Annotated in this window: 15 protein-coding genes and 1 tRNA gene; 12 read left to right on the forward strand and 4 right to left on the reverse strand. The window is 58.6% G+C overall.

Going from position 1 to position 13,514, the window contains the following annotated elements:
• Positions 1-68: 68 nt before the first annotated feature.
• Complete coding sequence (locus IVB41_RS08875) at positions 69-1,289, forward strand: ubiquinone biosynthesis hydroxylase (RefSeq protein WP_027566274.1); 1,221 nt, start codon at positions 69-71, stop codon at positions 1,287-1,289.
• Positions 1,290-1,358: 69 nt separating this feature from the next.
• Here the strand turns inward: IVB41_RS08875 and IVB41_RS08880 are convergent, their stop codons facing one another.
• Both IVB41_RS08880 and IVB41_RS08885 read right to left on the reverse strand, forming a co-directional pair.
• The gene (locus IVB41_RS08880) at positions 1,359-1,556 is read right to left on the reverse strand and encodes a Trm112 family protein (RefSeq protein WP_027514851.1); all 198 of its coding nucleotides are present in this window, start codon (positions 1,554-1,556) and stop codon (positions 1,359-1,361) included.
• A 61-nt stretch (positions 1,557-1,617) separates the two neighbouring features.
• Complete coding sequence (locus IVB41_RS08885; RefSeq protein WP_247429700.1) at positions 1,618-2,148, reverse strand: TetR/AcrR family transcriptional regulator; 531 nt, start codon at positions 2,146-2,148, stop codon at positions 1,618-1,620.
• Between the two features lie 107 nt (positions 2,149-2,255).
• On the opposite strand from IVB41_RS08885, the gene IVB41_RS08890 reads away from it, so the two are divergent.
• The 6 genes from IVB41_RS08890 to IVB41_RS08915 all read left to right on the forward strand — a co-directional run bounded on the left by IVB41_RS08890 (position 2,256) and on the right by IVB41_RS08915 (position 5,807).
• A complete protein-coding gene (locus tag IVB41_RS08890) occupies positions 2,256-2,606 on the forward strand; it encodes a hypothetical protein (RefSeq protein WP_027566276.1) in 351 nt (116 codons plus the stop codon).
• Between the two features lie 40 nt (positions 2,607-2,646).
• A complete protein-coding gene (locus IVB41_RS08895; protein WP_247429703.1) occupies positions 2,647-3,450 on the forward strand; it encodes a crotonase/enoyl-CoA hydratase family protein in 804 nt (267 codons plus the stop codon).
• Complete coding sequence (locus tag IVB41_RS08900) at positions 3,447-3,893, forward strand: PaaI family thioesterase (RefSeq protein ID WP_247429738.1); 447 nt, start codon at positions 3,447-3,449, stop codon at positions 3,891-3,893. The genes IVB41_RS08895 and IVB41_RS08900 overlap by 4 nt, the downstream gene beginning before the upstream one ends.
• Positions 3,894-3,896: 3 nt before the next feature.
• Positions 3,897-4,694, forward strand: a complete 798-nt coding sequence (locus tag IVB41_RS08905; RefSeq protein ID WP_247429741.1) for an SDR family oxidoreductase — start codon at positions 3,897-3,899, stop codon at positions 4,692-4,694.
• Positions 4,695-4,871: 177 nt separating this feature from the next.
• Positions 4,872-5,150, forward strand: a complete 279-nt coding sequence (locus IVB41_RS08910) for a PepSY domain-containing protein (protein WP_027566280.1) — start codon at positions 4,872-4,874, stop codon at positions 5,148-5,150.
• A gap of 63 nt (positions 5,151-5,213) precedes the next feature.
• On the forward strand, positions 5,214-5,807 hold the full coding sequence (locus IVB41_RS08915) for a cytochrome b/b6 domain-containing protein (RefSeq protein WP_247429779.1): 594 nt from the start codon (positions 5,214-5,216) through the stop codon (positions 5,805-5,807).
• Positions 5,808-5,826: 19 nt separating this feature from the next.
• Here IVB41_RS08915 and IVB41_RS08920 read toward each other — a convergent pair whose 3' ends face one another.
• Both IVB41_RS08920 and trxA read right to left on the reverse strand, forming a co-directional pair.
• Positions 5,827-6,504, reverse strand: a complete 678-nt coding sequence (locus IVB41_RS08920; RefSeq protein WP_027514858.1) for an LON peptidase substrate-binding domain-containing protein — start codon at positions 6,502-6,504, stop codon at positions 5,827-5,829.
• A gap of 68 nt (positions 6,505-6,572) precedes the next feature.
• Positions 6,573-7,496: a thioredoxin gene (gene trxA / locus IVB41_RS08925; protein ID WP_027566282.1), complete on the reverse strand. Its 924-nt coding sequence runs from the start codon at positions 7,494-7,496 to the stop codon at positions 6,573-6,575.
• Between the two features lie 275 nt (positions 7,497-7,771).
• On the opposite strand from trxA, the gene IVB41_RS08930 reads away from it, so the two are divergent.
• The 5 genes from IVB41_RS08930 (at position 7,772) to IVB41_RS08950 (ending at position 13,354) form a co-directional block, all read left to right on the forward strand.
• Positions 7,772-7,846 (forward strand) — tRNA-Gly (locus IVB41_RS08930).
• 295 nt (positions 7,847-8,141) lie between these two features.
• Complete coding sequence (locus IVB41_RS08935) at positions 8,142-8,867, forward strand: DUF3800 domain-containing protein (protein WP_247429784.1); 726 nt, start codon at positions 8,142-8,144, stop codon at positions 8,865-8,867.
• Between the two features lie 272 nt (positions 8,868-9,139).
• Positions 9,140-10,990, forward strand: a complete 1,851-nt coding sequence (locus IVB41_RS08940) for an N-6 DNA methylase (protein ID WP_247429806.1) — start codon at positions 9,140-9,142, stop codon at positions 10,988-10,990.
• A complete protein-coding gene (locus IVB41_RS08945; protein WP_247429808.1) occupies positions 10,981-11,817 on the forward strand; it encodes a restriction endonuclease subunit S in 837 nt (278 codons plus the stop codon). The genes IVB41_RS08940 and IVB41_RS08945 overlap by 10 nt, the downstream gene beginning before the upstream one ends.
• A gap of 112 nt (positions 11,818-11,929) precedes the next feature.
• Positions 11,930-13,354 (forward strand): hypothetical protein, encoded by a 1,425-nt coding sequence (locus IVB41_RS08950; RefSeq protein ID WP_247429810.1) that lies wholly within the window; start codon positions 11,930-11,932, stop codon positions 13,352-13,354.
• The last annotated feature ends 160 nt before the right edge of the window (positions 13,355-13,514 follow it).

Genomic DNA, 13,514 nt, shown 5'->3' on the forward strand with positions numbered 1-13,514 from the left:
ACTGTTTCGCCCACCTCAAGTCTGGTAGCAAGACCAAGAAAACGCGAAGACTTAGCCGGGAATTGGGTATGTCGGTACAGGGTAGCATTGTCATTGGTGGCGGCGCGTTTGCGGGCCTGGCGCTAGCCCTGGCGCTGCGCCAGGGGCTCGGCCCCGAGATCCCCGTCATCGTCGCCGACCCGGCGCTCGGGACACGTCCCAGCCGGGACCCGCGCGCGACCGCGATCGTGGCGGCCTGCCGCCGCTTGTTCGAGGCAATCGGCGCCTGGGACGACGTCAGGGGCGAGGCGCAGCCGATCCTCGACATGGTCGTCACCGATTCCAAGCTGGAAGACGCCACCCGCCCGGCGTTCCTCAACTTTGCCGGCGATGTCGCGCCGGGCGAGCCCTTCGCGCATATGGTCGAGAACCGGCGCCTGATCGATGCGCTGGTGGTGCGCGCCGAGGCCGAGGGCATCGATCTCCGCGCGACCACCGTGTCGTCTTACGACGCGCGGGCCGAAGGTATCGACGTGACGCTCGGCGACGGCAGCGTGATTGCAGCGAGCCTCCTGGTCGCGGCCGACGGTGCGAAGTCGAAACTGCGCGAGCGCGCCGGCATCGCCACCCATGGCTGGGAATACGATCAATCCGGCATCGTCGTCACCGTCGGGCATGAGCGCGATCACGAGGGACGTGCCGAAGAGCATTTTCTGCCGGCGGGGCCGTTCGCGATCCTGCCGCTTTCGGGCAAGCGCTCCTCGCTGGTATGGACCGAGCGCCGCAGCGAAGCCGCGCGTATCGTCGCGTTGAGCGACGAGGAATTTCACGGCGAGCTCGAGCAGCGCTTCGGCCTGCATCTCGGCGAGGTGAAGGCGCTCGACAAGCCGCGCGCGTTTCCGCTGTCCTATTTCGTCGCACGCTCCTTCATTGCCCAGCGCCTCGCTCTGGTCGGCGATTCCGCCCACGTCATCCATCCCATTGCGGGCCAGGGTCTCAATATGGGGCTGAAGGACGTCGCCGCACTGGCCGAGGTCGTCGTGGATGCCGCGCGGCTCGGCATGGATCTCGGCGCCGCCGACGTGCTCGAGCGCTACCAGCGCTGGCGCCGCTTCGACACCATGGCGATGGGCGTTGCCACCAACTCGCTGAACTTCCTGTTCTCCAACCAATCGACGCTGCTGCGCACTGTGCGTGACATCGGCCTCGGCCTGGTCGATCGCGCCCCGCCGCTGAAGAACCTGTTCATCCGCCAGGCCGCGGGTCTGACCGGTGAGATACCGCGGTTGTTGAAGGGCGAGGCGTTGTAGAATTGTCGGTAGCCCGGATTTCGCTGCGCTCCATCCGGGCTACAAGTCTCTCAACGGGCCACAAGTCTCTCAATCGATCTTGCGGGCCTCTTCCGGCAGCATGATCGGGATGCCGTCGCGGATCGGATAGGCGAGCCTGGCGCTGCGCGAGATCAGCTCCTGCTTTGCAGAATCGAACTCCAGCGGACCCTTGGTCAGCGGGCAGACCAGAATCTCCAGCAATTTGGGGTCGACGCTGGCTTCGGGGCGTTCGGTGGGCGCGTTCATGGGGGTCTCCGGCGGTCGGTTGCCTCTAGCATAAAAAATCGTGGCAGCCCATCGCGTCGCCTCAAGCGGAAACCATCCGCAGGATCTCGTCGAGCAGGCCCTCGAGCCGCGCGGCCGGCAATGCCGGGCCCGACAGGGCGAAGCCGAGAAACGTCCAGTACAGGATTTGGGCGCGGGCTCGCGCCGTCGCCGCCTCGAACCCGCGCTTCCTCAGCAACTCCTCGATATAGTCGAGCCTGCGCCGGTCGATGGCACGCACCGCCGATTGTGCCGCTGCATCGAAGGCCGCCCAGTTCCGCACCGCGCGCTCGAGGTCGAGCCGCGCGCCAAAGGTCCTGCGCAGCAGCGCTTTCAGCGGCTCGTCGCTGTCCGTCTCGATATCGGCGATGATCTGCTCGGCCGCGATCTGGCGCCAGCGCTTCAAGAGAGCAGCATGGAACGCGCCGAGATCGGCGAAATGCCAATAGAAGCTGCCGCGCGAGACCCCCATGGCTTTCGCCAGCGGATCGGCCTTCAGCGCGGTGAAGCCGTCTCGCGCGAGCGCCTTCAGGCCCTGTTTGATCCAGTCGTCGGCGGTCAGCTGTTCGGTCATGTCGGGTTCCGGATGCAAACCATACACTAGTGTATTGACAGCCGGCAGGCCAGCGCCTATCTCACCATACAGAGCTGTATGGGCCAGATTTGCAGGGAGCTTTGACGATGCGTGATCTCTTGCTCCAGTGCGCCGGGGTCGTGACCATTGCCGTGGCCCTCGTTCATGGCATTCTCGGCGAGACCAAGGTCTTTGCCCGCGCTCGCATCGAGCCGGAACGGCTCCGCACCCTGATCCGCCTGGTCTGGCAGGCCTCGACCGTCGCCTGGATTGGCGGCGGTGTGCTCCTGATCGCGGCGCCCTGGATGCAATCGGAGTCGGCGCGCCACTGGATCGTCGTCACCATGGCCGGTGTGTTCGGCTTCTCTGCTCTCGCCAACGCATGGGCCACCCGCGGCCGGCATTTTGGATGGATGGCGCTCAGCGCCGTCGTCGTCATGGCGGTCGCCGGCTACTGAGCGACGCGCCGACAAGCCACGGACCCACCGGAGCAGTGTCATGGAAAATCGTGTCCGGCTGACCATCGATAACGGCGTCGCCCATGTCCGGCTCAATCGCCCCGACAAGATGAATGCGCTAGACTCGGCGATGTTCGCGGCGATCATCGAGACCGGTACGCAGCTTGGTGCGCGCGACGACATCCGCGCCGTCGTCCTGTCCGGCGAAGGGCGTGCATTCTGCGCGGGCCTCGACCTCGATCGGCTCGTCGCCACCGCGAACGGCGAAGCGCTGATTCCGTCGATCGACCTGACGCGGCGAACGCATGGCATCGCCAATTATGCCCAGCACCTGGTCTGGCTCTGGCGTGAGTTGCCGGTGCCTGTGATCGCAGCGGTTCATGGCGTCGCCTTCGGCGGCGGCTTCCAGCTCGCGCTCGGTGCAGACCTCCGCTATCTCGCACCCGCAACGAAACTCGCAATCATCGAGACGAAATGGGGCCTCGTGCCCGATATGTGCGGCACGCAATTGATGCGTCACCTTGCGCGCGACGACGTTGTTCGCGAGCTGACCTATACGGGCCGCGTCTTCTCGGCCGAACAGGCGCTTGCGTATGGCTTTGCGACGCAGCTCGCTGAAGATCCTGTCGGGGCCGCGCTGGCAACGGCGCATGAAATTGCCGGCCGCAGCCCCGCTGCGATCCGCGCGGCCAAGCGGCTGCTCAATCTTTCTGCGGCCTCCGACGTGGCGACGGGGCTTGCGGCGGAGACCGCCGAGCAGGCAGCCCTGCTCGGATCTGCCAACCATTTAGAGGCCGTGGCGAGCAATCTCGACAACCGGACTCCACGATGGAGCATGACGTGAGCGAAAGCTTCGGATTTGATCTGCCAACGCTCGGCGCTGTGAACGCATCCGCGGCGTTCAACCGCCTCGCTGGCTTTGAAGTGGTTGCGGCCGGCAACGGCGAAGCGACCATCCGCATGACATGGCGTGACGACTTCAGCCAATATTCCGGGCATCTGCACGCCGGCCTGATTGCAGCTCTGCTCGACACCGCCTGCGGCTTTGCTGCCGCGACCTTGGCGGGCTCGGTCACCGCGTCTCATTTTTCCATGAACTGCCTCAAACCGGCCATCGGTAGCCTTTTCATCGCCAAGGGAATGACCCTTCGTGCCGGGCGCAGGCAGGCGTTCGCCCGTGCCGAGCTGTTCGCAGCAGATGAGCATGGCGAACTGTCGCTCGTAGCAACGGGCGAGACCGTCCTCATTCCGACCGGCGAGCCGCCGCGCAAGATTGGCAGGGGCTGACATATGCCGGTCACGCTGGTCACCGGAGGCACGGGTCATCTCGGTCGCGATATCGTCGATCGTCTCGTTCAGGACAGGCGACGCGTCCGGGTTTTTGCGCGAATGCCGGGCGCGCGGCCGGATGTGGAATGGGCGAACGGAGACCTCGCGACAGGCGCGGGACTGCGAGAGGCGTTGAGGGAGGTCGACACGGTCATCAATGCGGCGACCTATTCGCCGATCGCGCGGCGTGGCGGCGTTCGCCCGATAGACTTCTACAGGTCGCCCTCTGCCGTGGACGTCGAGGGCACCGAGCGGCTGTTGCAGCTCTGCGGGCGGGCCGGGGTGCAGCACTTCCTTCACGTCTCGATCGTCGGCCTCGACGAGGCGACGTTGCCCTACGCCCGGGTCAAGCTGGCCGGCGAGCGGCTGGTGCGTGCGTCGGCCCTGTCATGGTCCGTGGTTCGCGCAATGCCGTTCTACTATTTGCTCGACAAGTTCCTCTCGGGCCTCGTCTGGCTTCCGCTCTGGCCGGTGCCGACCACGACGTTCGATCCCGTCGACACGTCCGATGTGGCCGCTCATGTCGTGACTTGCGCGTTCGACGGGCTGCGCGGCGAGCGCACGGAGATTGGCGGCCCCGAAGCGCTCGATCTCGTTACCTTCGCCCGCCAATATCAGGATGCGAGGAAACTGCATCGAAGGATCCTGCCGATCGGCCTTTCGGACGCGAAGGCGCGGGGCATGGGTTTTGTCGTCAGCCGCGGCGTGAGAGGACGTCTCTCTTGGTCGGATTGGCTGCGCGCAAACCGTGAGACGTAAGGCCGCAGTGTCGTCTCAAATGCGCGCTGCATACGGAGAGCGCTGATCTTTTTCGGATCGTTAGAATAACTCTAAAGCGAGCCGGCCGCGAACCGCATTGACTTCATCATGTGCTTTGCTTCCTTCGGTCCCGCTTCGCCCCAGGGCGTAGCGCCCACGACAGAAGAGGAGACGTTCGTGAAGGTTATTCGTGTTGTTGCCGTTGCATTGACGATCGGGATTGGGATGGGATCGGCCGCCTCGGCCGACGGTTTCAAGGACTGCACCAAGCTCGACAAGGCGTCGTGGAAGCCGGCGAGCGAAGCGGAAGCCAAGGCCAAGGCGCTCGGCTACGAAGTGCGGCGCTCCAAGATCGAAGGCTCGTGCTACGAGGTCTACGGCGTCAAGGAAGGCAAGCTTTACGAGCTGTTCTACAGCCCCGAAGATCTCAGCCTGAAGCACACGATTGCGAAGTAGACCGCGCCAGATGGTCTGCGCGCAAATGGTCTGCGCAAAGTCATGCCTGAGGGTGGTCCTCGCTTGATCGAAGAAACGGTGCCGCACGCACGCGGGGAGTCCAACCGGACCCCCGCGGATCGAACCGCTTCGCCGACAGTCGCGGTCTGGGACCTGCCGCTGCGGCTCTGGCACTGGGCGCTCGCGGCTTGCGTTCTGGCGGCGTGGTTCACGCCGACCATCTATGACGGACTTCACCGCATCATCGGTTATACGGTGCTCGGGCTTGTTGCCTTCCGTCTGGTCTGGGGTCTTTGGGGAAGCCGTTATTCGCGCTTCCGCATGGTCGGCGTCAGGCTTCGGGCCGCGCCGAATTATCTCTGGAATCTGCGCCGCGGCATCACCGGCCGCTATATCGGGCTCAATCCCGCCGGCACGTTGATGCTGGTGGCGCTGCTGGTCTCGCTCGCGGTCTCGACGATATCAGGCGCGATGTCGGTGACCGTGACCTTTTTCGGCGTCTGGTGGGTCGAGGACACCCACCACTATTCATCCGACGCGGTTATCGTCCTGGTCGTGCTGCACGTCTTGGGCGTGCTGATGATGGGGCGTCTTCAGCGGGAGAACCTGATCAGCGCGATGATCACCGGACGCAAGCGCATCCGGCATCATTCCTGAGCAGGCGCGCAGGCACCTGTCACTGCAGCGGCGGATCGCCGCTGGTGCGCTTCTTCGCGAGGTCCATCTCGGTCACCGCGATCAAAATTTCGGCGCGGGTCTTCAGGTCGGGCGCTTCCAGCATCGCTTGCTTCTCGGCCACGCCATAGGGCGACATCATCGCCAGCGCGTTGACGAGCGCTTCGTTGGGGGCGGTCTCGACGCCCTCCCAGTCGACCTTGAGGTTGTTGGCCTTCAAAAAATCCGCCAGCACCGTCAGCAGTGCCTCGCGATCGACCTCGTCCTCGCCCATGCGCGGCGTGAAGTCGTCGACGAAGGCAAAGAAATCCACCTTGCACTGCCGGTAGGCGGTGAGCACTTCGAGCTCTTCGAGCACCTTGAAGCGCGAGACACCCGTGAGCTCGAGGATGTAGCGGCCGTCACCGGATTCGGCGAGTTGGGTGATGCGGCCGACACAGCCGACGCTGAACAGCGAAGGCTTGTCGGAGTTCTTGGCCGAATGCGCGATGTCGGGCTGGATCATGCCGATCAGGCGATGGCCGTCGCGGAAGGCATCGTCGATCATCGCGAGGTAGCGCGGCTCGAAGATGTTGAGCGGCATCTGCCCGCGCGGCAGCAGCAGCGCGCCCGGCAGCGGAAACACCGGAAGAATCTCCGGAAGGTCGGCGGGCCCGCGATATTCGATGTTGATCGGCATCTGGTCCCCATTGTCCGCATCAAGTCATGATGCCTAACGCTCCGCCGGCCGTGATGGATCAATCATCGTCAGGAAAACAGGATGATCGACAAGCGCTTGCGTCCCTCAACGGTTGCATCGTCGGTGCCGCCCCAGGCCTCGAAGAACTGCACCAGCTGCTTGCGGGCGCCGTCGTCGTTCCATTTGCGGTCGCGCTTGACGATCGCGAGCAGCTGCTCGGTGGCCGCGGCCCGGTTGCCTTGCGCGTTGAGCGCGATCGCGAGGTCGAATCGGGCCTGATGATCGAGCGGGTCTGCGGCGACTTTCTGTTCCAGCTCGGCGACGGGCCCGAGCTGCTCCGCCTGCTCGGCGAGATCGATCGCGGTCTGCACGGCTTTCACAGCCGGGTCGTTGCGCTTGGATTCCGGCACCATGGCGAGCGTCTGCTTGGCCTGCTCCATCGCACCGGAGACCGCGTAGCATTTCGCGAGCCCGGCAAGGGCGGCGATGTTGGTCGATTCGTGCTGCAGCACTTCCGCGTAGATCTGCGCAGCCGCGGCGGCATCGCCCTCGGCGAGCACGGCCTCGGCCTCCTGGAGGATTTCCGCGACATTCGGCTCACCCGGCGCGGTCACGCCCTTGGTCAGCTTCTCGATGAAGGCGTTGAGCTGGCTCTCCGGGACCGCGCCCATGAAGCCGTCTGCCGGCTGGCCGTTGACGAAGGCGATCACCGCCGGAATCGACTGGATGCCCATCTGGCCCGGGATCGCCGGATGCTGGTCGATGTTCATCTTGACCAGCTTGACCTTGCCCTTGGCGGCCTTGACCGCTTTTTCCAGCAAGGGCGTGAGCTGCTTGCAGGGGCCGCACCACTCCGCCCAGAAGTCGATCAGCACCGGCTGGTGCTTCGATTCCTCGATGACGTCCTTCACGAAGGTCTGGGTGGTCGTGTCCTTGATCAGATCGGCGGCAGCCGGGCCCGCTGCTCCGTTACCCTGGTCGATGATCGTCACGGGATCCCCTCGTCTGATGTCTGGAATTGGCGGCTCTTTAGCACGCCGCCAATTCATATGCTTCGCTGTTGGCCCTAAATTGGGCCGGGACGGCCGAATTTCAATCCATGCGTGCCGATTCGCTGGTTCCGGGGCCTTTTTGGGTCATTTGGCCGCGTTCGGGTCCATATCCGGCCTCCGATTGCAAATCTATGCCGCCGGTAGCTGTTGCATTCCCCTCCCGCTTTTGGCATACGACAGCCGTTGCCGGCGCAGTCATGCGACCGACACAGGATGCGGGTGTAGCTCAGTGGTAGAGCACGACCTTGCCAAGGTCGGGGTCGAGGGTTCGAGCCCCTTCGCCCGCTCCAATTTCCCCAGTATATCCACGTAGTTGGCGATCCCTTCGGGGAGCGGGGCTGCGTTTCTGATATTTCGGGGACAACAAGGGGACAACAGTGCGGTTTCCTTGTCGCCGAACGGGGCTGGACGCTATCTCACCCGTCTGCGAACGATGCCAGCGATAATCAGCGCATAAAACAGCAAAGCGAGAACAAAGAAGCGGTTGGTCAAGCCGAGTCGCGTAAGTTGTAGCGACACACGAATCACACTCCAGCGAGTCGAACGATGTCCTCGTCGGTCATTCGCAATCGAGACCGACAGCGCATGGGTACCATCGTATATTTCTGCGACGAATCCAGTTTTTTCGACAATCACATGGGCGTCGCTGGACTTGCGGTGAACAAAAAAACCCTTCCGTCTATCCTCGATGAATTGGCTCAGATCAATGACGACTACAATGTCGTCTCTGAGGTCAAATGGCAAAATGCCAAATCGAGAAGGGCAAATACTCACATGGCGTATATCGATTATCTCTTCCGCTTAATCGAAGAAAGTCGAGCGCATGTGCATGTCCGTTTTGCGCCATTTAAAGAGTACGATCACTCGTTGAGTGGACAGAAGAAGCGAGTAGCTACGGTCGGAAAGATGCACTACCAACTGTTGCTTCATCGTGCACTACGGTTCTACGGGGAGTCTAACTCGATAATCATCCACCCAGACGGGGGCGGGTGCACAGCTGAGCTGCCCAAACTAATTGGCGCCCTCAACTACGATGGAAAAGTCAAACACGGACACAAGAATTCGTCCGTGCAGCACATCGAATGCAAAGACTCTAAATACGAGCCGATGCTTCAGTTGTTGGATGTCACCTTAGGGGCGTTGACTGCTTACAAGAACAATCGCCACACCGATCCAATCACCAACGCCACCAAGAAGGAATTGGCTGAGTACGCGGTGTCAAAAACCAACCTGGCCTCGCTGGAGCGCAGCTCCCCCATGACTGCGATGAAGTTCAATCTTTGGAACGTTCGACCGATGTGGAGAAGGTGACGGCCCTCAACACTAGCACCTCTAAGGTGCACTCCGAGACATCTCTCAGGGCTTCGTAGAAGTAGGGTCCGCCGGATACAGTATAGCAAATGGCCAACTCTTTTCAACGCCCTGCTAAGCCGTTGGCGCGACTCGCCTTATTACCTTGCGCTCAACTGGGCCGCTGCCAAATGCGAATCCCGGTCAGTGTTGCATCCCGGCGTTCAATAGTCGAAATCATCGAGCATACGATACACACCCACTAGCAACTGTAGGCATGTAGGGGAAACATCTTGGCCGCAATAGACAACTTCTTTCACGTCCCTCCCGATGAATGGCTGTTTGCAACCCATGGTGATGTTGCGGATTCACGCCGCCGTGCCCAAGCCTATTTCGACTCGCGCAGTACATACGAAGGAAGCGAATATCAAATTGAAGAATTCGTAAGACAATGGGCGCTTCGTCAGATCGTGACGGCTTACAAATATCCGACTGAGTGGATAGGGGAGCGCATCGTAATCGAAGAGTCCGTGAAGATGGGGTCTTCCGAAAAGCAAGCCGATATTTCTATCAAGAATGCCAATAGAAGAACCTTCCTTTACGTGGAGGTTAAGAAGCGAGGCATTTCCGCCGAAGAATTTACAGAAGCTGAACGACAGCTTGAAACCTATTTAGCGTCAACACACACTGCCACCATTGGCTTGGTAACAGACGGCGATCGCGTAAAGACCATTCGAAAAAAAATTGATCCAAACGATTTCGAATACATTCCCGATCTTCCTCATTTTGGTTTGGAAGCCAGGATTAGAACCCAGTTAGTTCGTGAATTACCCGAAGATCGAGGCAATGGAAAAAGCACCGGCCTGAAAGTCTTCAACGACGAGTACGAACGCGTCTTGTTCGAGTGTCACAGCGCCGCGCGGGACGCTGATGGACTTCACGCTGACGAGGCGTTGGATGAAATTTGCAAGGTGATATACGCCAAAATTTTCGACGAGAGAAGCGTTACAAAACAAGCTGAAGGTACACCATTTAGATTTCAAACATACGGCGCAAGCAACTCATCGGAAGTAGCATCGAACATACGCGTCCTTTATGAGGAGGCGAGAAATTCTGACCTCGAACTCTATTCTAAAAGAATCCCGGCGTACGAGAGGTCTCGCGGCGTTTTCAAAAATCAAATTCGGTTGTCTGACGCGGCGCTTTATCGAGTCGTAGAGAGGTTGCAGGAGTTCTCACTGATCGACAGTAAGGCCGACGTTAAGGGTAGAGCTTTTCAGAAGGTGCTTGGGCCAGCTATTCGTGCTGGAATGGGGCAATATTTCACACCTGATCCGATTGTCGATCTCGCTATTGGAGTTATTCAGCCGAAGGCTAAAGATTTGATAATCGACCCCTTCTGCGGGTCTGGTCACTTTCTGACGAAAGCACTTCAGTACGTAGTGGACCATCAAGGTGAAGCGATTACCCAGCACGACCTGCACGAGTTCAAATTTTTCCACTTGCACGGGATTGAAAAATCCGACCGCATGGTCAGAATCGCAATGACAGACATGATGTTGCACGACGATGGTCACACAAATATTCGAAACCAAGACGCCTTGTTGAGTTTCGATAATTACCCAGACATCATCGCGCTTCGAGATGACGGCGTACAAGACCCGAGCGTTTTTGACGTCGTCCTTACTAACCCGCCGTTTGGCAGTATCATGAAGCAGGAAGTTATGCAGATGCTCGGGCGTTTCGACCTGGGTTTTAAGAAGAAGTCGCTTCCACTTGAAATCCTTGGATTGGAGCGCAGTTTGCAATTCCTCAAAGGCGGAGGAAAGCTTGCTATCGTGCTTCCTGAACATCTTCTGAAGGGCAAGAGCGGAGCCTTCGTTAGAAAATGGCTCTATGGAATTGCGCACATCAAAGCCATTTTCTTCTTCCCAGAAGAAGCCTTTACGCCTTACGGCGCGATGGTGAAAACATGCCTGTGCATACTGCAGAAGCAGGAAAAGGCAGCAAAGCCAGTTGACAGCGAACAAACGTTTTTGTGCGAGGTCGAAAACCTTGGTTATGAAGCGACTGGCAAACCGAAAAGCGGAAGCGAGGTGGCCGCTGCTATTAGCGCATTCCATAAGGAAGTGGGTTGGGCATGAAGACCTTAACTAAGACTTTGAAAGAACTTCGTGGTGCCGGTCGATGGGACATTGATTTCCACCTCCCGGCAGAAGGCATCAAGGAGTTCCCGAAGACAATTCTAAAACGCGTGGATCAGGTAGCACACGTCGCTAAAGAAAAGCGCGATCCGGGTAAAGAGCCGGACCACGTTTTTCAGTACGTCGATATCGCTGCCGTCGATGTTACGGTGGGTGCGATTGTCAATCCGCAAGATCTAGAGGGAGTAGAAGCACCTTCGAGGGCTCGAAAAGTAATTCGTGCCTTCGATGTTTTGGTTTCGACGTGTAGACCGACGAGAGGGGCCATTGCGGTGGTAGGAGCTAATCTGCATAACCAGATCGCTTCTACGGCTTTTTCGGTCGTCCGCGCTCACGACGACATCAATCCGTTTTACCTGCACTATGCGTTGCGACTGCCCAGTACGCTGGAACAATTTCGAAAATGGAGCACTGGGTCCAGTTATCCAGCGATCTTAGATGGTGATGTAGAAAAAACTATGATCCCCGTTCCCGAGCCGGCTATGCAGGAAGCAATCGCTTTGAAAGTGATGGGGTCAATCAGGGAGCGGGCGAGAGTTATTCGCGAGGCGAACGCCCGTTGGGCCGTTACCCTGTCGGAGATCACAAATACTCTTTCTGGAGGAAAATCTTCGCAACAGCCCATCGCGGCGATAGAAGACAACTTCGATGCAGTGGCGTTGCATGAAATCCGAAAGACTCTGAGAGAACTTCCCCCTTTGAAAAGTGACGGGAACTTAATCGGTGAAATCCCGGATATGGAAGACCTGCTTGCCGAACTTGCCTAACGTTACGTGCGCAGACTCAGGCAACTTCAACGGCCCATAGCCACTCTGTGGCCCGAAAAATGTGAGCGGCAAATTATTCCTTGTCGCTCCGAGCTCCTGCGAGGAATTTCTGATGGCGCGCTATACTCACGAACGTGACATTACGCCCACCCTGGAAGCGGCAGAGCAGTGGATAAGGCGGTGTCTCTGCGAAGATGGCTCGCTGTTCTCGTCGGGTCCATTGTGGACCGTAGACAACGTTGACGAGGCTTTCCATGCCTTCGTGGATCATCCCGACTTCGGCGGTGACGATTTCTCGACGAAATTGAAGGGGCAGATGTTAAAAAGCTCTGCGGACGCGCAAAGGCTCATGGCGGAAATGCTATGGGCGCTTTTGCTCTTCCCTTCTAACATGAAGGCTGCAACTAAGCGGCAGCAAATAAGAGGTATATGGGGACTGAGTGGAGCCAGTTTGCCGGACAGTAATCCGCTGCTGAGCGACGCTATCCTATTTGGTATCGGCTCGGGTGGTCCGGGCTTTAACAATTATCGACCCGACGAATTACAATTTCTGCTTTCATTGACTCGAGATTTGAAGCGTAAAAGCGCTGAAGCCAGGTTTGATATCTTCAGATCGTATGATCAATTTCTCACCTGGATAGATAGCGTGCCGCGCAAAGGCAGTCGCCAATTTCGGCACATGCTCCGATATTTCGGCTTCCCTAGCTTGGTGGAGCGCATATCCTCGAACAACGATCGTCGAAAGATCCTTGATGCCTTTGGCGTGGCTTCAAGCAAGCTTACTAAAGACTGGTCCGATGCCCAACTCGATAAGGCTCTTTTGAAGCTAAGGAGTGAACTAGAGCAGGCAGGTGCAGACGGTAATCTTGATTTTTATAGCCCAGCCTTGAAGCCAAAGTGGTCCACAGCTCAAAAGATCAAAACGGCCGATGGAGAGGTGACCGTCATTGTCCCAATGGACGATGACGATGACGATGATGACGCAGTGACTGAGACGGAGATTACGCCGACTGAACTCCGGCCCTCTTTTCAAATACAGGCGAAGCTCGCTGAAATCGGCGCGCGCATGGGCTTTAAGGTATGGCTTCCAAGAAACGACAGGAAGCGAATTTGTGAGCTTGTGCCAGCAACTGATCAGGTCGGATTTCTTGAGGAGCTTCCTCTCAATTATGAGAAGACCACGCTGGATACAATCGAACAAATAGACGTCATTTGGCTCAAGGGCCGATCAATTGTTCGAGCGTTCGAGGTGGAGCACACCACGGCAGTATACTCAGGGCTGCTGCGTATGGCCGATTTGTTGGCCCTTCAGCCGAATATGGACATTAGACTACATATTGTCGCCCCTGATGAAAGACGAGATAAAGTCTTTCGGGAGATGCGGCGACCCGTGTTTTCACTGCTAGATCGTAGACCCCTGTCGAAAAGCTGCACGTTCATCTCATACGAAGGCGTAATTGCTATTCGAGGCATCGAACACCTGTCTCATCTCAACGATACTATTATCAAAGAGTATGAAGAGACCGCGGAAGACTAAGCGTTATCTATTACCTAAAGGAATGTTTTCCTATATGCCCTTAGCGGCAACGTGAGCGCTGAGCGACTCCCTCATGGTGTTTATCTGCTGGAAGGGAGCCGCGAAGAATTTTTTAGGCCTGCGACGCAGCAAATATTTCTCTCTCATCAATGCGCGACAA

Source organism: Bradyrhizobium sp. 44, from assembly GCF_023073095.1.
In the GTDB taxonomy this organism is placed as follows: domain Bacteria; phylum Pseudomonadota; class Alphaproteobacteria; order Rhizobiales; family Xanthobacteraceae; genus Bradyrhizobium.

What these genes read in the sequence shown, in the direction of transcription:
- IVB41_RS08880 (WP_027514851.1), bottom strand. Translation starts at nt 1,556, where the DNA reads ATGAACGCGCCCACCGAACGCCCCGAAGCCAGCGTCGACCCCAAATTG.
- IVB41_RS08950 (WP_247429810.1), top strand. Translation starts at nt 11,930, where the DNA reads ATGGCGCGCTATACTCACGAACGTGACATTACGCCCACCCTGGAAGCG.
- IVB41_RS08935 (WP_247429784.1), top strand. Translation starts at nt 8,142, where the DNA reads ATGGGTACCATCGTATATTTCTGCGACGAATCCAGTTTTTTCGACAAT.
- IVB41_RS08875 (WP_027566274.1), top strand. Translation starts at nt 69, where the DNA reads ATGTCGGTACAGGGTAGCATTGTCATTGGTGGCGGCGCGTTTGCGGGC.
- IVB41_RS08905 (WP_247429741.1), top strand. Translation starts at nt 3,897, where the DNA reads ATGCCGGTCACGCTGGTCACCGGAGGCACGGGTCATCTCGGTCGCGAT.
- IVB41_RS08920 (WP_027514858.1), bottom strand. Translation starts at nt 6,504, where the DNA reads ATGCCGATCAACATCGAATATCGCGGGCCCGCCGACCTTCCGGAGATT.
- IVB41_RS08885 (WP_247429700.1), bottom strand. Translation starts at nt 2,148, where the DNA reads ATGACCGAACAGCTGACCGCCGACGACTGGATCAAACAGGGCCTGAAG.
- IVB41_RS08895 (WP_247429703.1), top strand. Translation starts at nt 2,647, where the DNA reads ATGGAAAATCGTGTCCGGCTGACCATCGATAACGGCGTCGCCCATGTC.
- IVB41_RS08890 (WP_027566276.1), top strand. Translation starts at nt 2,256, where the DNA reads ATGCGTGATCTCTTGCTCCAGTGCGCCGGGGTCGTGACCATTGCCGTG.